The 21,602-nt window shown below is 68.3% G+C and carries 16 protein-coding genes; 9 read left to right on the forward strand and 7 right to left on the reverse strand.

All coding sequences use genetic code 11. The features are described 5' to 3' along the window. Positions 1 to 9: 9 nt before the first annotated feature. Complete coding sequence (locus AC5QAB_RS01715) at positions 10 to 1,344, reverse strand: dicarboxylate/amino acid:cation symporter (RefSeq protein WP_014647927.1); 1,335 nt, start codon at positions 1,342 to 1,344, stop codon at positions 10 to 12. 154 nt (positions 1,345 to 1,498) lie between these two features. Between AC5QAB_RS01715 and AC5QAB_RS01720 the strand changes: the two genes are divergently transcribed. From AC5QAB_RS01720 to AC5QAB_RS01740, 5 genes are all read left to right on the forward strand, one after another. Then, positions 1,499 to 3,205, forward strand: a complete 1,707-nt coding sequence (locus tag AC5QAB_RS01720) for an alkaline phosphatase (RefSeq protein WP_100450423.1) — start codon at positions 1,499 to 1,501, stop codon at positions 3,203 to 3,205. Continuing rightward, entirely contained in the window at positions 3,202 to 3,741 is a 540-nt protein-coding gene (locus AC5QAB_RS01725; RefSeq protein WP_197561790.1) for a WG repeat-containing protein, read from the forward strand. The genes AC5QAB_RS01720 and AC5QAB_RS01725 overlap by 4 nt, the downstream gene beginning before the upstream one ends. A gap of 505 nt (positions 3,742 to 4,246) precedes the next feature. Further along, entirely contained in the window at positions 4,247 to 5,533 is a 1,287-nt protein-coding gene (gene tilS / locus AC5QAB_RS01730) for a tRNA lysidine(34) synthetase TilS (protein WP_495233120.1), read from the forward strand. 36 nt (positions 5,534 to 5,569) lie between these two features. Beyond that, positions 5,570 to 5,830 (forward strand): exodeoxyribonuclease VII small subunit, encoded by a 261-nt coding sequence (locus tag AC5QAB_RS01735; RefSeq protein WP_014647931.1) that lies wholly within the window; start codon positions 5,570 to 5,572, stop codon positions 5,828 to 5,830. Continuing rightward, positions 5,820 to 6,698 (forward strand): polyprenyl synthetase family protein, encoded by an 879-nt coding sequence (locus tag AC5QAB_RS01740; protein ID WP_032961955.1) that lies wholly within the window; start codon positions 5,820 to 5,822, stop codon positions 6,696 to 6,698. The genes AC5QAB_RS01735 and AC5QAB_RS01740 overlap by 11 nt, the downstream gene beginning before the upstream one ends. A gap of 76 nt (positions 6,699 to 6,774) precedes the next feature. On the opposite strand, the gene AC5QAB_RS01745 is transcribed toward AC5QAB_RS01740, so the two are convergent. Both AC5QAB_RS01745 and pmbA read right to left on the reverse strand, forming a co-directional pair. Continuing rightward, entirely contained in the window at positions 6,775 to 7,146 is a 372-nt protein-coding gene (locus tag AC5QAB_RS01745; protein ID WP_014647933.1) for a DUF4870 domain-containing protein, read from the reverse strand. 87 nt (positions 7,147 to 7,233) lie between these two features. Continuing rightward, the gene (pmbA, locus tag AC5QAB_RS01750) at positions 7,234 to 8,601 is read right to left on the reverse strand and encodes a metalloprotease PmbA (protein WP_014647934.1); all 1,368 of its coding nucleotides are present in this window, start codon (positions 8,599 to 8,601) and stop codon (positions 7,234 to 7,236) included. A gap of 68 nt (positions 8,602 to 8,669) precedes the next feature. Between pmbA and yjgA the strand changes: the two genes are divergently transcribed. Beyond that, entirely contained in the window at positions 8,670 to 9,257 is a 588-nt protein-coding gene (yjgA, locus tag AC5QAB_RS01755) for a ribosome biogenesis factor YjgA (RefSeq protein WP_014647935.1), read from the forward strand. A gap of 41 nt (positions 9,258 to 9,298) precedes the next feature. On the opposite strand, the gene tldD is transcribed toward yjgA, so the two are convergent. From tldD to AC5QAB_RS01775, 4 genes are read right to left on the reverse strand one after another with little or no spacing between them, the layout of a single operon-like run. Then, positions 9,299 to 10,744 carry a metalloprotease TldD gene (gene tldD / locus AC5QAB_RS01760; protein WP_014647936.1) on the reverse strand — a complete coding sequence of 482 codons (1,446 nt, stop codon included), beginning with the start codon at positions 10,742 to 10,744 and terminating at the stop codon, positions 9,299 to 9,301. A 58-nt stretch (positions 10,745 to 10,802) separates the two neighbouring features. Then, positions 10,803 to 14,660 (reverse strand): YhdP family protein, encoded by a 3,858-nt coding sequence (locus AC5QAB_RS01765; protein ID WP_197561829.1) that lies wholly within the window; start codon positions 14,658 to 14,660, stop codon positions 10,803 to 10,805. A 30-nt stretch (positions 14,661 to 14,690) separates the two neighbouring features. Beyond that, positions 14,691 to 16,178, reverse strand: coding sequence for a ribonuclease G (rng, locus tag AC5QAB_RS01770; RefSeq protein WP_005418079.1), 1,488 nt, complete (start codon positions 16,176 to 16,178; stop codon positions 14,691 to 14,693). Next, positions 16,171 to 16,779 carry a Maf family nucleotide pyrophosphatase gene (locus AC5QAB_RS01775; RefSeq protein ID WP_197561830.1) on the reverse strand — a complete coding sequence of 203 codons (609 nt, stop codon included), beginning with the start codon at positions 16,777 to 16,779 and terminating at the stop codon, positions 16,171 to 16,173. Before AC5QAB_RS01775 ends, rng begins: the two co-directional genes overlap by 8 nt. Before the next feature lie 129 nt (positions 16,780 to 16,908). On the opposite strand from AC5QAB_RS01775, the gene AC5QAB_RS01780 reads away from it, so the two are divergent. From AC5QAB_RS01780 to AC5QAB_RS01790, 3 genes are all read left to right on the forward strand, one after another. Next, positions 16,909 to 17,646 carry an SIMPL domain-containing protein gene (locus AC5QAB_RS01780; RefSeq protein WP_049406598.1) on the forward strand — a complete coding sequence of 246 codons (738 nt, stop codon included), beginning with the start codon at positions 16,909 to 16,911 and terminating at the stop codon, positions 17,644 to 17,646. A gap of 219 nt (positions 17,647 to 17,865) precedes the next feature. Next, on the forward strand, positions 17,866 to 18,516 hold the full coding sequence (locus AC5QAB_RS01785; protein ID WP_134966372.1) for an energy transducer TonB: 651 nt from the start codon (positions 17,866 to 17,868) through the stop codon (positions 18,514 to 18,516). A gap of 197 nt (positions 18,517 to 18,713) precedes the next feature. Beyond that, the gene (locus tag AC5QAB_RS01790) at positions 18,714 to 21,509 is read left to right on the forward strand and encodes a TonB-dependent receptor (RefSeq protein WP_014647941.1); all 2,796 of its coding nucleotides are present in this window, start codon (positions 18,714 to 18,716) and stop codon (positions 21,507 to 21,509) included. Positions 21,510 to 21,602: the final 93 nt, after the last annotated feature.

The raw sequence follows: 21,602 nt of genomic DNA on the forward strand, positions 1-21,602 counted from the left end.
CACGCAACCTCAGCTGCGTGGCGGTGTCGGGTCAGGATCGTCCACGCCCACATTGCTGGACGGATTGTCATACACCGCCTGGTCCAGCAGCCCGGTTTCCTTGGCCACGATCACCGGCACCAGCATCTGGCCGGTCACATTCGTCATCGTGCGCATCATGTCGAGGATGCGGTCGATGGCATACAGATAGCCGATGGTCTCCAGCGGCAGGTTGGCTGCGCTCAGCACCACCGTGGCCATGATCACCGCGGTACCCGGCACGCCGGCCGTACCGAAGCTGCCCAGCACCGAGGCGATCAGCACCACCACGTACTGCTCCGGGGTCAGCGGCACACCGCTGTACTGCGCGATGAACACCGCGCACAGCGCCGGATAGATCGCGCCGCAGCCATCCATCTTGATGCTGGCGCCCAGCGGCACCGCGAATGAACCGTAGTCCTTGTTCACGCCCAGGTTGTGGGTGATCGAACGCAGCGCCACCGGCATCGCGGCGAAGCTGGACGAGCTGACGAAGGCCACCTGCATGCCCGGCGCCGCGCCGCGGAAGAACTTCAGCGGGTTCAGGCCGTGCGCCAGCAGCAGCGCGCTGTAGACCACCACGATGTGCAGGGCGCAGGCCACGTACAGGGCCAGCACGAAATGGCCCAGCGGCAGCAGCTTCTCGAAGCCATAGCTGCCGACCAGGCCGGCGATCAGGCCGAAGGTACCGATCGGGGTGACTTCCAGCACGAAGCGGGTCACCTGGATCATGATGTCGCTCATCTGGCCGACCAGCTTGCGCGCCTCGGTCACCTTCTCGCCCAGCTTGACGATGGCAAAGCCCACCAGGCCTGCGAAGAAGATCACCGGCAGGATCGAGCCGCGACCGGCCGCCAGCACGGTCTCACCGGCCGCATTGACCTTGGTACCGATGCCGGACAGCGCGTAGAAGACATTGGCCGGCACCACGTCCAGCAGCACCTGCACCACACTGGGCACTTCGCGCGGCACGTAGTTGCTGGCCATTGTCAGCTGCAGCCCGCCGGCACCGGGCTGCAGCACGGTCCCCACGCCCAGCCCAACGCATACCGCCAGCGCCGCGGTGATCACGAACCACAGGAAGGTGCGGCCACTGAGCGCGGCGACCGACTTCTGCCCGTGCAGCGACGAGATCGCGTTGATGACCGCGAAGAACACCAGCGGCACGGCGATCATCTTGATCAGGGTGACGTACAGCTCACCGAGCGGGCCGAACCACGTTTCCGCGGCCGGGCCAAGCGCCCAGCCGGCCAGCGCGCCGAGCACGAAGCCACCGACCACGCGCTGCCAGAATGGAATCCGCAGCCAGGCAGAGACCAGCTTCATAGGCAATCCAGAGGGGAAGGAAGGGATGCTGGCACGATAGCCCAAGGCGGCCCGCAGAACGACCGCCCGGCCGGCAAATCAGTGTGTCATCGGCGTGCCTTGCAGGGGCGGGCATAATGAACGTCCCGTTACAGTTTGTGAGATCCCAGCGTCCATGCGCCGTTCCGTCTCAATGTTGGCCGCCTGCGCCACCACCCTGCTGCTGGGCGCCTGCGCCAGCACCACCCCCGCCTCTGTTCCGGCCGGCCTGAAGGTCACCGTCGACCCGGTCGCCCATCCTGCCGGCGAGACCCCGCAATGGTGGTACCGCAGTGGCGCCGCCCAGGCCGCCGCCAACGGCGCGATGTCCGGCAAGGCGAAGAACGTCATCCTGTTCCTCGGCGACGGCATGAGCCTGACCACCGTGGCCGCCTCGCGCATCTACGAAGGCCAGCAGAAGGGTGGCTCGGGCGAGGAGAACCTGCTGTCCTGGGAGCGCTTCCCGGCCACGGCGTTCAGCAAGACCTACAACACCGATTCGCAGACGCCGGACTCGGCCGGCACCATGACCGCCATCACCACCGGCGTGAAGACCCACATGGGCGCGATCGGTGTCAGCGCCGGCAGCCGCACCGACTGCGCCGACAGCCTGTCCAAGGGCCTGCTGACCTGGCTGCAGCTGGCCGACAGCGCCGGCCTGGCCACCGGTGTGGTGTCCACCGCGCGCCTGACCCATGCCACCCCTGCTGCCACCTATGCGCACTCGCCCGAGCGCAACTGGGAAAACGACACCGACCTGACTGAAGCGGCCAAGGCTGCAGGCTGCAAGGACATCGCACAGCAGCTGCTGTCGACCTCGCGTTATGGGCGCGGCCCGCTGGTCGCTCTCGGCGGCGGTCGCGGTGAATTCACCACCGTGGAAGAGCGCGATCCGGAATACGACGACAAGGTCGGCCAGCGCCTGGATGGCCGCAGCCTGGTGCAGGAATGGCAGCAGGCGCACCCGCAGGGTGCCTACGTGTGGAACAGCAAGCAGCTGGCGGCGGCCGCCAATGCGCCGGCCATCCTCGGCCTGTTCGAACCGGACCACATGCGCTACGAATACGAGCGCCCGCAGGATCCGGGCGGTGAGCCGAGCCTGGCCGAACTGACGGCTGCAGCGATCAGGAATCTGGCCAGGCACCAGGAAGGCTACGTGCTGATGATCGAAGGCGCGCGCATCGACCACGCCAACCACAGCGGCAACGCCTACCGTGCACTGACCGAGACCGTGGCGCTGTCCGACGCGGTGCGCGTGGCCAACGAACTGACCTCGGCCGACGACACCCTGATCATCGTCACCGCCGACCACTCGCATACGCTGAACTTCGTCGGCTACCCGGCACGTGGCAATCCGATCCTGGGCAAGGTGAAGGACAAGGGCGGCGAAGATGGTGCCGGCAAGCTGGACTACGCGCTGGACGGCACCGGCCAGCCGTACACCACGCTGAGCTATGCCAACGGCCCGGGCCATACCGGCAGCAGCAACCAGCAGCCGGCCGGCCCGAAGCGTTACCCGCACAACCCGAGCAGCTTCGAACCGGCCAACGGCCGCCCGAACCTGCGCGAGGTCGACACCGAGCATCCGGACTACATGCAGGAAGCACTGGTGCCGATGAAGTCCGAATCGCACGGTGGTGAGGATGTCGGCATCTGGGCGCGTGGCCCGGGCAGCAAGGCGATCCGCGGCACGCTGGAACAGAACGCGATCTATCACATGATCGTGCAGGCCACCCCGGCCCTGCGCGAGCGCCTGTGCCAGGCCGGCACCTGCGATGACAAGGGCGTGCCGGTGCAGCTGCCGGCACCGACGGCCTTCGAGCGCAAGGCCGAGGCCAAGTGATCGTGCGGCAGGCCCGCCTCGACCGCGGCCGCTTCGCGCGGTCGCTGGTCCTGCTCGGCGTACTGGCCGGTTCCAGCGCGCTGGCGCAGGCGCCGGCCTGCAAGCTGCTGACCGACGAACACGGGTTGTGGCCGCTGCCCAACTGCGAGGTGGTCGATCACCGGCCGAAGATCAGCGCCGATGCGCTGAAGGACCTGAGCTACGACGACCACGGCCTGGCCGTGGTGTATGCCGACCAGGGCTTCCACTACGTCGACCGCAAGGGCCGCAGCCTGCCTGTGCTGACCTGGGACAACGGCCCGGAAACACCGCAGGAAGGCCTGCTGCGCGGCCGCGTCGGCAACCGCGTCGGCTACTTCGACCTGACGTTCCGCCAGGTGGTGCCCGGCACCTACGATTTCGGGTGGCCGTTCCAGGATGGCGTGGCCGAGGTCTGCAACGGCTGTCGGCGCGGCACGCCGGATGCCGATGGCCACACGCCGATGGAAGGCGGGGAGTGGTTCCGCATCGACCGCGCGGGCCGTCGGGTGAAGTAGGTTTTTCGGCAGGGCTGCGCCCTGCACCTGCCGATGCAACGGCAACGGCCGAAGCAACAGCAACAGCAACAGCAACAGCAACAGCGTGCATTCCGTGGGATGGCGGGGCGGCCGGCAACCACGGCGGTTGCTGTTGCTCCTGGTAGGTGTCGAGCTTGGTCGACACGATTTTTCTCTCAGATATCGAATTGAATACGGGGTCAGATCCGTTTTCCGCAGGAAAACGGATCTGACCCCAAGAGCCATTCCGACAGTTCGCAGGACACTGTCAAAGGCGGGATGGGTCCGGTTGCGGGAGTGTCCGCGGCATGGATGCCGCGGCCAAGCCCCCATGGATGGGTTTACGGCGTCTCCCGCAACCGGACCCACCCCGCCTTCCCTCAGGAAACCAGCTTCTGCTGTTGCTGTTGCTGTTGCTGTTGCTGTTGCTGTTGCTGTTGCCGTTGCTCTGGATCGTACCCGGGTGCAGGGCGCAGCCCTGCCGAGCAACCCTATACTTGCCGCCGTGACTGCCTTCCCTGCCCTCGTTCCGCTGGATGCGCCACTGCTGGTGGGCTACAGTGGCGGTGTCGACTCGACCGTGCTGCTGCACTGGCTGTGGCGCTGCGCCAAGGCCTCCGGCACGGCGCTGCGCGCGGTGCATGTGCACCATGGCCTGCACCCCGATGCGGACGACTGGGTGCTGCATTGCCAGCAGCAATGCGCAGCGCTGGGCATCGAACTGGCCGTGCATCGCGTGCAGATCGACCCCACATCGGGCCTGGGCCTGGAAGGCGCAGCACGGCAGGCGCGACGCGCCGCGTTCGCCACCGAACTGCGCGACGGCGAAACACTGGCGCTGGCGCAGCACCTGGACGACCAGGCCGAGACCTTCCTGCTGCGTGCCCTGCGTGGCTCCGGCGTCGATGGTCTTGCCGCGATGTCCGCAGACAGCCGCGTAGGCGAACACCGTGTGTGGCGACCGCTGCTGGCGGTGCCGCGCCGTGCGCTGCTCGATTACGCGCACCAGCACGCGCTGCGCTGGGTTGAAGACCCCAGCAACGCCGACGACCACGCCGATCGCAATTTCCTGCGCCTGCAGGTGCTGCCGTTGCTGCGCCAGCGCTGGCCGCACGCCGCCGCGGCATTGGCGGGCAGCGCCCTGCATTGCCGGCAGACCCGCGAGCTGCTGGGCGAGGAGGACGCCGAGCTGATCGCGCATCTGGAGGTGGCACCGCGTGTGCTGTCGCTGCAGCTGCTGCGCCAGGTGTCACCGGGCCGCGCCGCGCGCGTGCTGCGTGCCTGGGTGATCGGCCATGGGGCCGCCCCACTGCCGGCCACGGTGCTGCAGCAGGCGCTGGACGAACTGCTGCCAGCCAGCAACGATCGCCAGGCGCGGGTGCGCTGGCACGATCATGCCATCCAGCAATGGCGCGATCATGCCTATCTCCTGCCCGCGCAACTGCCGGCGCTTCCCCATGATTGGCAGGCCGGATGGGATGGACGCGCGCCATTGGCGCTGCCCGATGGCGGTCAGCTGCACCTGCACGGCGCCGAGGCCTTCGAACGGCCGCTCCAGGTCCGTGCGCGTGTGGGCGGCGAACGCATCCTGCTGCCCGGTCGCCAGCATTCGCATGCGCTGAAGGACTGCCTGCAACGCGAACACCTTGCCCCCTGGCGACGCGCCCAGCTGCCGCTGGTCTTCGATGGAGCGCAGCTGCTTGCCGCCGCCGACGTGGTCATCGCAGCTCCCCTGCAGGCCTGGTTGCAGGCCCACGACGCGCAGCTGCAGTGGCGTCCGGGCGGCTGGTGAATTGACCCCCGCGCGCAGCCCGTCCACACTTGCCGCATGGCCAAGAAGTCCCCCGAAAACGCCTCCCCGGTCGCCCAGTTCGAGCAGTCGCTCGAATCGCTGGAACAGCTGGTGGAGCAGATGGAAACCGGCGAGCTGAGCCTGGAAGCGTCGCTCAGTGCTTACGAACGCGGTGTCGGTCTGTACCGTCAGTGCCAGCAGGCGCTGGAGCAGGCCGAATTGCGCGTGCGCCTGCTCAGCGATCCGGCCCAGCCGGAAACGGCCGAGCCTTTCGATCCGCCCAACCATGACGGCTGAAGCCCTGTTCGCGCGCTGGCGCGACCGTATCGAAAGCCAGCTCGATGCCGCCCTGCCCTCGCCCGCCGAAGCACCGCAGCGCCTGCACCAGGCCATGCGCTATTCGGTGCTGGGCGGTGGCAAACGCATGCGCCCGCTGCTGGTGTATGCCAGTGGCCACCTGTTCGGCGCGCAGCCGGAACAGCTGGACGCGGCGGCGATGGCTGTCGAGCTGATCCACGCCTATTCGCTGGTGCATGACGACCTGCCGGCGATGGACGACGACGCCCTGCGCCGCGGCAAGCCGACCACCCACATCGCCTTCGACGAAGCCACCGCGATCCTGGCCGGCGACGCCCTGCAGACGCGTGCCTTCGGCCTGCTGGCCGATGCGCCGCTGCCGGCCACGCTGCGCGTGGCCTGCCTGCAGACCCTCGCTCACGCGTCCGGCGCCTCCGGCATGTGCGGTGGCCAGGCGCTGGACATCGATGCCACCGGCCAGCAGCAGACCCTGGCGGCACTGACCCGCATGCATGCGCTGAAGACCGGCGCGCTGATCCGTGCAGCGGTGCGCATGGGGGCGCTGTGCGGCCAGGCCCACGAGCCGCAGCTGGCCCAGCTCGACAGTTTCGCCGATGCACTCGGCCTGGCCTTCCAGGTCCGCGATGACATCCTCGATGTCGAAGCCAGTTCCGAACAGCTGGGCAAGACCGCCGGCAAGGACCAGGCGCAGGACAAGAGCACCTTCCCCGCGCTGCTCGGCATGGACGGCGCGAAGGCGCAGCTGCGCGAACTGGCCGCACGCATGCAGGCCACGTTGGCCGGCCATGGCGAAGAGGCCGATGCGCTGCGCGCGCTGGCAACGCTGGCGGTGGAACGCGATCACTGATCGCCGCCGGTGACGCTGCCCTCAAACAGGAACGCCCGGCAATGCCGGGCGTTCCTGTTTGCGCATGCGGCCGGTATTACTTGATCAGGCGCAGGGTGAACGGGTAGCGATAGGCTTCGCCGTTGTTGGCCTTGACTGCGGCAATGATGCAGAAAACCAGGTTGATGATGCCCACGATCGGCGCCAGGATGCCGCCGATGATCACCACCATCAGGATGATGCTGATGACCATGGCGATGGTCACGGTGATCTGGAAGTTCAGCGCTTCCTTGGCCTGGTCGGTCACGAAGGCCTTGCTGGCGTCATCCTTGTTGATCAGCCAGATGATCAGGGCGCCGATGAACCAGGTGAAGATGCCCAGCAGGTGCGCAGCCAGCGCCATGGTGCGCTGGTCGGCCGGGGCATCGGTGGTTGCCGGCGGCGGCGGGACGTTATCGAATTCGCTCACGACAAAACTCCTTTTCATTGGGTGGTCTTGACCCACCAGCACCAAGCTGGTTGCGTCAGGCGCGCATAGCTTACGTCATCAATGCCATCAATCATTACCGGCGACGGTCATCCGCCCCAGCAGGATCGAACCGGTCCGGATGTGCGAGCGCGGGTCGACGTCGCTGCCGACCGCCTCGATGCTGCTGAACATCTCGCGCAGGTTGCCGGCGATGGTGACGCCGTCCACCGGGTACTGGATCTCGCCGTTCTCGACACGGAAGCCGCCCGCGCCTCGTGAGTAATCGCCGGTCACCCCGTTCACGCCCTGCCCCATCAGCTCGGTCACCAGCAGGCCGTCACCCATCTGCCGGGCGATCTCTTCCAGCGGGCCGGCATTGGCCGCCAGCTGCAGGTTGTGCACGCCGCCAGCATTGGCGGTGGTCTGCAGGCCCAGCTTGCGCGCCGAATAGCTGCCCAGCACGTAGCGCTGCAGTACGCCGTCTCGGACCAGCGCCGAACTACGGGTGGCCACGCCGTCGCCGTCGAAGGCGGCCGAGCGCAGGCCACGGCGCAGGTGCGGCAGCTCGTCGATCTGCATCCATTCCGGGAACAGGCGTTGGCCGACGCTGTCCAGCAGGAAGCTGGCCTGGCGGTACAAGGCGCCGCCGGACACCGCCGACAGCAGGTGGCCGACCAGGCTGCGCGCCACTTCCGGGGCGAACAGCACCGGCATGCTGCCAGTAGCCAGTGAACGCGGCTGCAGGCGGGCCACGGTGCGCTCGGCGGCACGACGGCCGACCAGGCCCACGTCTTCCAGGTCCTCCCGGGCAAGCGCGCTGGTGTACCAGCCATCGCGCTGCATGCCATCGCCCTGCCCGGCGATCAGCGCGCAGCCGACCGAATGGTGGGTGCCGCGCTCACGACCAAAGAAACCATGCGAATTGGCATACACCGACAGGCTCTGCATGCTCGACACCGATGCGCCGTCGGAATTGCGGATCTGCGCGTCGGCCTCGCGACCGGCCGCCTCGCAGGCCAGGGCCAGGTCCACCGCCTCATCGGCCTGCAACGCCCACGGGTGCCAACCGTCCAGCTCAGGGAAGTCGGTGGCCATCAGTGCGGCCTCGGCCAGGCCGGCAGCCGGGTCATCCTCGGTATGCCGGGCAATCGCGCAGGCCTGCTCGACCGTAGCGGCCAGGCTGGCCTCGTTCAGGTCACCGGTGCTGGCACTGCCCTTGCGCTGGCCGAAATAGACGGTCACGGCGATGCCGCGGTCACGCGTGGACTGCACGGTCTCGACCTCGCCGAGGCGGACATTGACCTCCAGTCCGCGGTCCTCGCTGCAACTGACCTCGGCCTGGCTGGCGCCCAGCGCGCGGGCGCGGTCGAGCAACTGCTGGGAGAGGTCGGCCAGCCGTTCCAGCCGGGCCGGGCTGTCGTCGCCGACGGCCACTTCAGGGGCGATCACGTTCAATGCTTTATCCTGTACAGGTTGGGCCCGGCATCACGCCGGGCGACTTTTTTTGAGATCAGGTAGGGACGATGCGCGGACGCGACGAAGAAACCGGTGAATTCCACGACAAGAGCCGCAGCCAGAACCGGCGCGACGCGCTCGACGTCCTGGCCCTGGGCGAGAAGCTGGTGTCGTTGACCCCGGCCCAGCTGGCGCGCCTGCCGATCCCGGAAGACCTGCTGCCGCATATCGCCGAGTGCAAGCGCATCACCGCCCATATCGCCCACAAGCGCCAGCTGGCGTTCCTGGCCAAGCACATGCGCCGCGAGGACGAGGCAACGCTGGACGCGATCCGCGATGCGCTGGACGCCAACAGCGAGACTGGCCGCCGCGAAGTGGCGATGATGCACCGCGTGGAAGACTGGCGCGACCGCCTGTTGGCCGACGGTGACAAGGCGCTGGCCGCCCTGCTTGACGACTACCCGCAGGCCGACCGCCAGCAGCTGCGCACCCTGGTACGCAACGCGCAGGCCGAAAAGGCGAAGAACAAGCCGCCGCGCGCCTACCGCGAGATCTTCCAGGTGCTGCGTACGCTGATGCTGCCGGCGGCGCTGGGCCTGAAGACGGCGGGCGACGAACACGCCGGCGATCCGGTCGACGAGGCCGACGAGGACTGAGTCCGCGCCGGCCCGGGCGGTGGCCGCGGCCATCGCCACGCTCAGGCCTGCGTACCGCCGACGGTGATGCCCTCGATCAACAGCGAGGGCTGGCCGACACCCACGGGCACACTCTGCCCGTCCTTGCCGCAGATGCCCACGCCCTCGTCCAGGGCCAGATCGTTGCCGACCATGCGCACCTTCTGCATGGTCTCCGGGCCGTTGCCGATCAGGGTCGCGCCCTTCACCGGGGTGGTGATGCGGCCATCCTCGATCAGGTAGGCCTCGGTGGCCGAGAACACGTACTTGCCGCTGGTGATGTCGACCTGGCCACCGCCGAAGTTCACCGCGTACAGGCCCTTCTTCACCGAACGGATCATCTCCTGCGGGTCGTGCTCGCCGGCGCGCATGTAGGTGTTGGTCATGCGTGGCATGGTCAGGTGCGCGAACGATTCGCGGCGCCCGTTGCCGGTCGGGGCCATGCCCATCAGCCGCGCGTTGAGGCTGTCCTGCATGTAGCCGACCAGGATGCCGTCCTCGATCAGCGGGGTGCACTGGCTCGGGTGGCCTTCGTCGTCGATGTTCAACGAACCGCGGCGACCGTCGAGGGTGCCGTCGTCGACGATGGTCACCCCCGGTGCGGCGACGCGCTCGCCGATGCGGCCGGCGTAGACGCTGGTGCCCTTGCGGTTGAAGTCGCCTTCCAGGCCGTGGCCGACCGCTTCGTGCAGCAACACGCCCGGCCAACCCGGGCCGAGCACCACCGGCATCATGCCGGCCGGCGCCGGCACCGCGTCCAGGTTCACCAGCGCCTGGCGCAGCGCTTCCTGGGCCAGGGCTTCGGGGCGGCCGCTGGCGAACAGCGCTTCGTAGCCATAACGGCCACCACCACCGGCGTAGCCGGACTCGCGACGGCCGTTGTGTTCGACGATGACCTGCACGTTCAGGCGTACCAGCGGGCGCACGTCGGCCGCCAGCACGCCGTCGCTGCGGGCGATCAGCACCGTATCGACGCCGCCGGACAGGCTCACCATCACCTGCTTCACGCGCGGGTCGGCGGCACGCAGGTAGCCATCCAGGCGCTTGAGCACCTCGACCTTGGCCTCGTTGCCTATGCCGTCGATCGGGTCCAGCGCCGGGTACAGCGCGCGCGCATTGCCGCGCAGCAGCGAACGTCCGGTCTGCGCACCGCCCTCGCGCGAGATCGCGCGCGCCGACTGCGCCGCCGCCAGCAGCGCATCGGCATGGATGTCATCGGAGTAGGCGAAGCCGGTCTTCTCGCCGGAAATCGCCCGCACGCCCACGCCCTGCTCGATGGAATGGGCGCCGTCCTTGACGATGCCGTCTTCCACGCTCCAGCTCTCGCGGCGGGCGTGCTGGAAATATAGGTCGCCGAAGTCGACACCAGGGCCGAGCAGCTGCCCGAAGGTGCGCTCCAGGCCGGCGGTATCCAGGCCGCCGGGGCGCAGCAGGCGGTCTTGGGCAAGCGTCAGGGCGATATCAGTCATGGTTTCGATCTGGGGGTGCGGGGGCGCTCAGGCAAGCCCCGTGAACGGGAAGCCGTGCTCAGCGCGAGCGCGGCAGGTCAGTGACGGTCGGCGGAATGGCCGGTGCAGGTGCCGGCACGGGCGGTGATGGGGTCTTGTCGCGGCTGCGCTCGATCACTTCCACCTTCGGCTCCTTCCATGGACCGGTCACCTTGTAGGTACGGGCGCCAATCTCGCCCAGCGGCTTGGACAATACCGCATTGGTGGCCGCGCCCAGCGCCGCCCCCACCGGGCCGCCGGCCACCGCACCGACCACGGTCAGCAGGTTGCCCGCGCGCGGGTTGACGTCGATGGTCTGGTCGAACTGCTGGTTGCGCAGGTCGGCCTGGCCACGGATGGTGATGTTGGCCGCCGGGCCTTCGATCAGCACCTTGTCGGTGCGCGCCATGCCCTGACCGAACTGCATGCTGCCCTCGATCTGGTTGAACGCGAAGCCCTTGGAGAAGAAGTCGCGGAAATCGAACATCAGCCGCCGCGGCAGCTGCGCGACGCTGAGCAGGCCCAGCACGCGGCCGGCGCCCGGCTCCAGCTCCAGCAGCTGGCCATTGCGCGCATGCAGGTCGAGGCTGCCCTGCAGGTTGCCCAGCTGGAAGTCCGACGGCCCCCCGCTCCAGGCCGCCTGCAGCTGCGCCTGGCCGGAACCGCCGCGCAGCTGGCCGCCGTAATCAAGGTTCTGCATCAGCCCGCCCAGGTCCTCGCTGCGCACCTGCGCGGTCAGTTCGGTACGGGCGCCGCCCGTACGGCCGAGCCAGCGGCCGGTGATGTCGATTTCCTGGTCCGGCGCGCGGAAGCGCAACGCGTCCACGTTCAGGCCGTTGGCCAGCGGGCGCGTGCGCAGCACCGCCTGGCCCAGCACCACCTTGCCGAACTTCAGGTCGGCGATGTCCAGCGCGAACGGCGGCAGCTTGGCCGGGTCCATGTCATTGGCACCGGCCTGTACCCGCGCCGGCGCGGCGGCCGCATCCGGTGCCGTCGGCAGTGACTGCCAGTGCACGCGGTCAAGCTGACCGCTGATGGTGCCGCCGTCGGCGTTGGGTACGGTCAGGCGGCCGGCCAGCGACGGCCCGTCCAGGCGCACGTCCAGTGCCTGCGGGCCCGGGTGCAGCTGCAGCCGGGTCTGCTCGAACACTCCGCCGATCAGCTTGAGCTGGCCGACCTGCACGTCGACCGCGCGCAGCGGCATCGCGTCGTCGTCACTTCCACCGCGCGCCAGGCTGATCCACTCCAGCGCATCCAGGGTCGGGCTGCGGCCATTGACCGTCAGTCCGCTCGCCGGCGGCTCGCGGTCGACATGGTCGCTGCCCAGCGTGACCTGCACACCGGTCTGGTTGTTGTGGCTGCGCGCGGCCAGGGCCAGGCGCTGGCCGAACGCTACGTCGATGCGGCCGGCGCCCATCGGCAGCTGCGCGGCCACCGTGGTCGCCAGCGGCTCGGCGGCCGGCTTGTCCAGCGGCGCCGGCAGGTCGAGCCGGGTGCCGACCAGGTCCGAACCCAGTCGCAGCTCGCTCGGCGGCGCAGGTGCGCCGGGCGCCACCTTGGGCAGGTTGACGCCGATGGTCCAGGCCGAATTGCCGTTGATGTAAGGCTTGAGCCAGGCCATCTCGGGAGCACGGTCGATCAGCACGCTGGCATCGAGGCGGGCGGTCAGCTGCGACTCGAAGGCGCGCGTGCTGTCATGCACGTAACCGCCGGCACGCAGGCTCAGCCGTCCTTCCTGGCCGAGGTGGCGCACCGCCAGGTCCTCGGCGCCGAAACCGCCATTGCTGTAGCGCGCCTGCCCGTGCATGTTGTCAAAGGTCAGCTGGAAGCGCTTGTCGACCAGCTTCACGCCGGCCAGATCGACCGTGCCCTGCAGGTGGCCCTCGCCTTCATCCTGATGCAGCGGCTGCAGCAGATCGAAGGTCACATGGGCCGGACCACTGGCGACCAGATTGTCCAGCGTATCGCCGTAATCCTTGTGCAACGGGCTCTGGCGCAGCATCGCCAGCAGCTTGCCGGCCTCGCTCGGCGCGTCGGCACGTACGTACAACGGCTGGTGCCCGAAGTCCGGAATGCCCGCTTCGAATTTCTGTACCGCCACGCCGGCAAGATCACCCCGTCCACGCATGTCGAAGCCAGGGCCGATGAAGGCGATGTCGGCGTCGACCTGGCTCATCAGCGGCCAGTCGTGCTGGAAGCGGATGTCGCCATTGGTGATGTGGCCGGTGGCCTCGAAGCGGCCATCATTGTTGTCGAACGGCCAGTCGTCCAGGTCACCGGTGACCAGGCCGACGCCATTGCGCACCTGGCCGCCAGCCAGCGCCATGTCCAGCCAGTCGGTGGCGCCCTTGCTCATCTTGGAGTGGATCCAGAAGCGCTTGGCCGCCGTCATCGGCACGTCGTCCAGCTTCGCGGCCAGCTGCAGCCACGGCCGCGTGCCGTCGCCCTGGAACCAGACCCCGCCGCGCACGTCGGCCGCGTAGTCGGTGCCTTCCACACGCATCGCCGGCGTCCCGATCCGCCAACCACCGCCCTCGTCGCGCCAGCCCACGATCTGTCCGGCCAGGTGCAGGTCATGGCGCACGCCGAAGCCGGTCGGCCAATCGAACTGCAGCTGCCGTTGCGGTTGCAGCTGCAGGCTGAAGCCGTCGGCGTCGCCTTCAAAGCGCCCGCCCAGGCCGCGCAGGCCGGGCGAGTTGCCCACGCTGGCGAAACCCAGCGACTGCAGTTCACCCTGCGCCCACAGGGGGCCATCGCGTTCGCCCGACAGCTGCAAGGCGCGCACGTCCAGCTGCGGCCTGGACAGGAACAGCCAGCGACGCAGGCCCGGCTCAAGGCGATCACTCAGGGCCAGCGCACGCAGTGCGATGCCGGCCTGCACTTCACCGGAACGGACCTGCAGCTGTTTGCCGACCTGCAGCTGCAGGCCATCGAGGCGCTGCTCGCCGTCTTCATTCTTCAGCCGCAGCTGCGGTACCTGCAGCGCCCAGCCCTCGGCCTGGCGCTGCCAGCGCAGGCGGGCCTGCAGTCGCTGCAGCTGCAGCTGCGGCGCCGCCATGCCGGGTATCGGTGCGCCATCGATACGCACGTCGCGCAGGTCCGAATCCGTGGTCAGCGCCACCGGCGCGAAATCGCGCAGGGTCAACCACAGGTTCAACTCGCCCTTGCCCTCGCGCAGGCGCACGCCGCCAGCCGCCAGCAAGGGCGCCCAGGCGTGGAAATCGACCGGGTCGGCGCCCAGCCAGGCCTCGCCGTTGCCGCGCGCACGGTCCACGTCCAGCACCGCGGTCAGCGGCAGCGCTTCGGGCTGCGCCCAGGCGCGTACGCCCACGCGCAGGCGATCGCCATTGACCCGCATGCGCAGGTCGATGCGCGGCAGCGTGGTGTCGATGCCCAACGTCGGCGCCTGCACGCCCAGGCGCCCCCCGATCACCTGCAGCTCGCCCAGCCGGCGCAGCGCATCCAGCGGATCGCCGCCGTTGTCCGATTGCGGCAGCCCGCGCACCGTCCAGCGTCCGTCCTCGCCCTGCTGCAGGTCCAGCGCCAGGCCACGCAGGCGCAGTTCGGTCAACGAGCGGCCGGGCAGCAGCCCGCTGTACATTGACACCAGCACTTCGGCCTCGCCGATGGCCAGGCCCTGCCCGGCGCCGATGCGCAGGCCCTTCAGCTGCAGCAGCGGACCACGCCGGGTCCAGGCCGTCTGCAGCTGGTCGAAATGCACCGGCTGGCCGGCACGCTCACTCAGCCAGGCGGCAATCCTGTCGGGGTGACGCTCGGCCAGCGGCAGCAGCTGGCTGAGGGTACCCACCAGCAGTGCCAGCCCGACCAGGCCTACCGCGCAGGCGGCAATGAAATGACGGCGGATCCTTCGCAGTCGCAGGCGCGGCGGCGCGCTCATCGGCCACCGCCGGCCTGCGGCCGGCGAGGATCAGAGCAGAACGACATCGAATTGCTCCTGCAGGTACTGCTCGTCCGCCTGGAAGCGGATGCTCTTGCCGAGGAATTCCTCCAGCTCGGCCACCGCCGAGGATTCCTCGTCGGTGATGCGCGCGACCACCTTGGTCGAGGCGATCACCAGCAGGCGTGCGGCATCGAACTGGCGCACGGCACGGGTGATCTCGCGGAAGATCTCGTAGGTCACCGTTTCGGTGGTCTTGATGCTGCCACGGCCACTGCACTGCGGGCACGTTTCCGACAGCTGGCGCTCCAGGCTTTCCACCGTGCGCTTGCGCGTCATCTCCACCAGCCCCAGCGGCGAGAAGTCGTACACCGTGGTCTTGGCATGGTCGCGGGCCAGCGCCTTTTCCAGGGTGCGCAGCACCTGGCGGCGATGCTCGGCATCGTCCATGTCGATGAAGTCGATGATGATGATGCCGCCCAGGTTGCGCAGGCGCAGCTGGCGGGCCACCGCCTGTGCCGCTTCCAGGTTGGTGCGGAACACCGTCTCTTCCAGGTTGCGCTGGCCGAGGAACGAACCGGTATTGACGTCGATGGTGGTCATCGCCTCGGTCTGGTCGATCACCAGGTAACCACCGGATTTCAGCGGCACCTGCTTGTCCAGCGCGCGGCCGATCTCGTCCTCCACGCCGAACATGTCGAAGATCGGGCGGTCACCGGAGTACAGCTCCAGCTTCTCGGCCAGCACCGGCATGTACTTGGCGACGAAGGCCTGCAGTTGGCCGAAGGTCTCCTTCGAGTCCACCTTCACCTTGTCCACGTCCTTGCGGATCAGGTCGCGCACCGACCGCAGCGGCAGGCTCAGGTCTTCATAGATGATGCTGCACGACGGCGCTTCGCGGCCGCGGCGCTCGACCACGTTCCACACGCGCGACAGGTAGGCGATGTCCTCGGCGATGGCCTCGGCCGGCTGGCCTTCGGCGTTGGTGCGCACGATGTAGCCGTAGCCGCCGTGCTGCGCCGACAACTCGGTCACCAGCGCCTTCAGGCGGGCGCGCTCGGTTTCATCCTCGATGCGCGCGGACACCCCCACCACCTTGGACTGCGGCAGCAGCACCATGTAGCGCGAGGGAATGCTGATCTGCGTGGTCAGGCGTGCACCCTTGGTGCCGATCGGGTCCTTCACCACCTGCACCACGATGTCCTGGCCGTCACGCAGCAGCTCGACGATCGGCACGCTGGCCGGCGGCGGCAGGGTCGTGTTCTCGGTGTCGGCACTGGCCACCGGGGCCGGGCGCACCACGTCGTTGGCGTGCAGGAACGCGGCGCGCTCCAGGCCGACCTCGACGAACGCGGCCTGCATGCCGGGCATGACCCGCTGCACCTTGCCCTTGTAGATGTTGCCGACCACACCCCGGCGCCAGCCGCGCTCGATGTGCAGTTCCTGCAGCATGCCGTTCTCGATCACCGCGACCCGGGTTTCGCGGGGGGTCACATTGACCAGGATTTCCTCAGACATCGGCAGCCTCCCTGGCGGCATCGGCAGTGGGGGCCGGCACGCCACAGCGCGCCAGCAGACGATCGGTATGCAGCAATGGCAGCCCCATGACGCCGGAGTAGCTGCCGGAAAGATGTTCGATCCAGCGCTCGGCCCCGCCCTGGATGGCGTAGGCCCCGGCCTTGTCCAACGGCTCGCCGGTGGCGACATAGGCGGCGATGTCGGCGGCGGCGATCGGGGCGAAGGTCACTTCGGAAATGACCAGTTCGCTGTCCAGCCCGTCGGCACCGACCACCACCACCGCGGTCATCACCTGGTGGGTGCGCCCGGCCAGGCGCGCCAGCATCTCGCGCGCGCCGGCGGCGTCGGCCGGCTTGCCGAACACTTCACCGTCCAGCACCACCTCGGTGTCCGAGCCGAGCACCCGCGCCTGCGGGTCTTCGGCCAGCACCCGGGCCAGCCCGGCGCGCGCCTTGTCGGCGGCGACCCGGCACACATACTGTTCGGCACTCTCGGTCGCGGCGCGCTGCTCGACGACCTCCAGGTCCAGGGCCTGGAAGGGGCGTCCGAGTCGGGCCAGCAACTGGTTGCGTCGGGGGGAGCGGGAAGCAAGATAGAGCATCGGCACAGCATAACCTGAGCCCGTCACCTGAATCGTCGGCAACCCGTTACGGAACGCGTACAACCCCGTACAGGCTCACAGCGCGTTCATCGCTACGACACCACCCTCACCGCACAACAAGGAGATCCCATGCGCCTGACCGCCACCCCGCTGCTGCTCGCCCTGTCCCTCGCCCTTGGAACCTCGATGACTGCCCATGCTGCTCCGTCGTCGCCGTCGATCGCCGCCGCGGCCGAAGGCACCCTGCTGAACATTTCGGCCAACGCCGAGGCCACCCGCGTGCCGGACGTCGCCACCCTGTCGGCCGGCGTGGTCACCCAGGCCGCCGACGGCAACAGCGCCATGCGCCAGAACGCCCAGCAGATGGACAAGGTGCTGGCCGCGATCAAGGCCGCCGGCATCGCCGAGCGCGACGTGCAGACCAGCGGCGTCAGCCTCAACCCGCAGTACCGCTATGCCGACAACGAGGCGCCGAAGATCACCGGCTACCAGGCCAGCAACACGGTCAGCCTGAAGGTCCGTGACATCGCCAAGCTCGGCAAGGTGCTCGATGCGCTGGCCGCTCAGGGCGCCAACCAGATCAACGGTCCGCAGTTTGAGATCGACCAGCCCGAACCGGTCTATGACGAAGCCCGCCTGGCCGCGCTGAAGAAGGCCCAGGCCCGCGCCCAGACCTATGCCAAGTCGCTGGGCCTGCAGGTGCGCCGCATCGTCAGCATCTCCGAGAACAGCAGCGGCGGTTTCCGCCCGATGCAGATGATGCGCACCATGGCGGCCGGTGCGGCGATGGACAAGGCCACCCCGGTCGCACCGGGCGAATCGACCGTCTCGGTCAACCTGGACGTGGTGTTCGAACTGGGCCGCTGATCGCGTCCGCCGCGGTCGACGACACAGGCGGGTCCCGCAGGGGGCCCGCCTTTTTCGTGCCCTCCGCCGACACTGGCTGAAGGCCAGCCCAACGATCCTGCCCCTGCCTCTAGGCAGTAGCCGTCGTGCCGCGCTACTGATGGACTGCCAGCCGCGTGCGGCAACCCCGCCACGGGCCCTGGTGCGTTGAGGACTTCGTCACTGGCATGGAGGTGGATCATGGTTCGTACGTACCCCGTTGCATCCCTGCATTTCGACCCCGCCCGGGTGGCCGCCTGGAGCGCGGCGATCGCCCTGCACCTGCTGGCCTTCCTGTTGCTGCTCATCCCTGCGACCTACCAGGCCGTGCAGGTCCCGCGTGAAAAGACGCCGGTCCGGCTGATCGAGAAGATCCCGCCACCGCCGACACCGCCGGTTCCGGTCACGCCCAGGGAGATCGTCCAGGTGGTGCCGAAACCGCGAACGCAGCCGGTGGTACCGCCACTGCCCGCGCCCACCGCGACCGTGGAGGAGACCCAGGGCATCGCGTTGCCGGCCGCCGAACCGGCTCCGCCGCAGCTGGCGCCCAGCATCGACACGTCCACCCCTCTGGCCGGCGCCCAGCTGCAGTACCGCAGCGCCCCGCCGCCGACCTACCCCATCCAGTCCCTGCGCAACCACGAACAGGGAACAGTGCTGTTGCGGGTGGAAGTGGACAGCCATGGCCAACCGGTCGCGGTCAGCGTCGAGCGCAGCAGCGGCTCGCGCAACCTGGACCAGGCCGCCCGCCAGCAGGTGCTCCGGCACTGGCGCTTCGAGCCTGCCCAGCGTGACGGCGTGGCAGTTCCGGCCATCGGCCTGGTACCGGTACAGTTCTCGCTGCCCGACTGAGCCCCACCACCGGCCCGGCCTCGCGCCGGGCCGGTCCCTGCCGCTGCCCGGGAAATGCGGACAGGCCAGGGACCAAGCGTTACCGATTAAGCAAAATTTCACGACTTCGTCACCTGCAGGAAACCTAGATTGGCGCGTCCCGGTATCGATCCGGCGACAGCCCTCAACGCTACGGTTTTCCAGTTAGGAGAGAAGCTGTGAAACACCCGATCCAACGGCCCGCCAGCCGCCGCCGCAGCACCCTGGCATCGTCCATCACCCACATCCTCACCGGCGGCGCCCTGCTGCTGGCCGGCGCCGTCGCTTCCTCCTCCGCCTTCGCGCAGGAAAAGGCCACCAACCTCGACCGCATCACGGTCACCGGCTCCAACATCCCGCGCACCAACACCGAGACACCGTCGCCGGTGCAGGTGGTGACCCGCCAGGAAATCGACCGCACCGGCAAGACCTCGCTGGCCGAGTACCTGCAGACCATCACCGCCGATGGCGCCGGCTCGATTCCCAAGACCTTCGGCAACGGTTTCGCCGGCGGTGGCGCCGGCATCTCGCTGCGCGGCCTGGGCGCCGGCTCGACGCTGGTACTGTTGAACGGCCGCCGCATGGCCACCTATGGCCTGGCCGATGACGGACAGAAGGTCTTCACCGACCTCAGCACCATTCCGCTCGATGCCGTCGAGCGCGTGGAAGTCCTGAAGGACGGCGCTTCGGCGATCTACGGCTCCGATGCCATCGCCGGCGTGGTCAACATCATCCTGCGCAGCGACTTCCAGGGCGCCATCCTGCGTGGCTCCTACGGCCTGTCCGGTGACAGCGATGGCGACGCCCGGAAGGCAACCCTGACCGCCGGTACCGGCGACCTGGCCACCGATGGCTGGAACGCCTTCTTCAGCCTGGACGTTGGCAAGACCGACGCGATCAAGATCAGCGACCGCAAGAACCGCAAGTGGATCGGTACCGGTGACACCCGCCCGTGGGGCTATGACAAGACCGCCCAGTTCCTCGGCGGTGCCTACACCCGTGGTGGCACCTCCGGCGGTTCCGGCCCGAACGGCTCCTACCTCGACGCCACCGGCCATCTGGTGCCGCTGCCGGGTTGCGCCGGCCTGACCACCATCGGTGGGCAGACCCCGGCCAGCATCGCCGCCGATGGCTGCCTGTGGGATCCGGCGCAGCAGTACCGCGACCTGATTCCGGAAGAGAAGTACGTCAACGTGTTCGGTCGCGCCAGCTTCGCCTTCGGTGAAGGCGGCGAGATCTACACCGAGATCGGCTACTCGAAGAAGGAAACCATCTTCAGCAACACCCCGTCCGGCGTGTCGGGCGGCTGGGGCTATCCGGGCGGCCCGGTCAATGCCAACAGTGGCCCCGGTGCCACCGTGCTGGGCCCGAACCATCCCGACAACCCGACCCCGGGCACGGCGCGCCGCGTGCGTTACTCGGCCTGGGATGTCGGCCCGCGCGTGACCGACAACACCAATGAGTTCAACCGCTTCCTGGTCGGCATCAAGGGCAACTGGGGCGACTGGAGCTACGACACCGCCTACCTGCACTCGGGCACCGACCTGACCAACAAGCGCACCGGCTTCCTGCGCTACAGCGCCGTCCAGTGTGCACTGGGCAATGCCAACTGCGCCGGTGGCGTGTGGCGTATCGGTGATGATGCCGGCAAGAACTCGCAGGCGCTGTACGACTACATCTCGCCCACGATCAGCGCCCGCGCCAAGTCCAGCCTGGACATGTTCGACTTCACCGTCTCGCGCAGCCTGATGGACCTGAAGGGTGGTCCGCTGGGCCTGGCGATCGGTACCGAGTGGCGCAAGACCAGCAACAGCCTGACCCCGCAGACCTACACCGACCAGGGCGACATCATCGGCCTGGGCTACTCGGCCTATGACGGCACCCAGAACGTCTACGCCGGCTACGTCGAACTGTCGGCACCGGTGTTGGAACAGCTGGAACTGTCCGGCGCCCTGCGTTACGACAAGTACGAAAGCGGCGAAGGCAAGGCTACGCCGAAGCTGGGCGTGAAGTGGACCCCGGCCGACTGGATCGCCCTGCGCGCCAGCTACGCCGAAGGTTTCCGCGCGCCGAACCCGGCCGAGAACGGTGACGGTGGCCTGGCCGCCTTCTCCACTGCGGTCGACCCGGTGCGTTGCCAGATCAGCGGCGGCGCTGCCAGCGAATGTGGCGCCAATTCGGTGGCGATCATCACCAAGCCGAACAAGCTGCTGAAGCCGGAAGAGTCCAAGAGCTACTCGGTCGGCATCGTGCTGCAGCCGACTTCGACCACCTCGATGACCGTCGATGCCTGGCAGATCAAGCGTACCAACGAGATCGTTCAGGGCAGCACGGCGGCGGCGATCCTGGCCGGCAACGTGCTGCGCGACAGCAACAATCTCAATGGCGTGGCCAACAGCGGCACCATCCTGGCGGTCAACACCGGCTACGTGAATGCCAGCTCGTCGCGCGTGCGCGGTATCGATACCGATATCCGCCAGACCTTCGAGATCGGCCCGGGCCAGCTGGAGCTGGACCTGCAGTGGAGCCACATCCTGAAGTTCGAGCGCACCGAAGGCGGCGACACGGTTGATTACGTGGGTACCCACGGCAACTGCGACGTCACCAACTGCATCGGTACGCCGAAGGACAAGGTCAACTTCGGCACCACCTGGAAGCAGGGCCCGTGGAGCGTCAGCGGCATCGTCAACTACATCAGCAAGATGGACAACATCGACAGCCGTGGTGGCAGCTACCTGGCCTTCTACGCTGACGGTACGCCGGTGAAGAAGATCTCTTCGTTCACCACGATGGACCTGTCCGGTCGCTGGAGCATCAACGACTCGTTCGAACTCAACGCCTCGGTGGCCAACGTGTTCGACCGCATCGCCCCGCTCGATCCGACCACCTACGGCGCGGTGAACTACAACCCGATGCACTTCTCCGGTGCGCTGGGCCGTTACTACACCGTCGGCTTCAAGTACACGTTCAAGTAAGACCGGTTGCAGCGTCACCTTCGAAGGCCCGGGCCGTTGCCCGGGCCTTCGTCGTTTTCACGCGGGCCGGTTCCTGCAGGCTGGCGCTTGCCT

It is taken from the genome of Stenotrophomonas sp. YJH_SMC_127 (assembly GCF_059372445.1).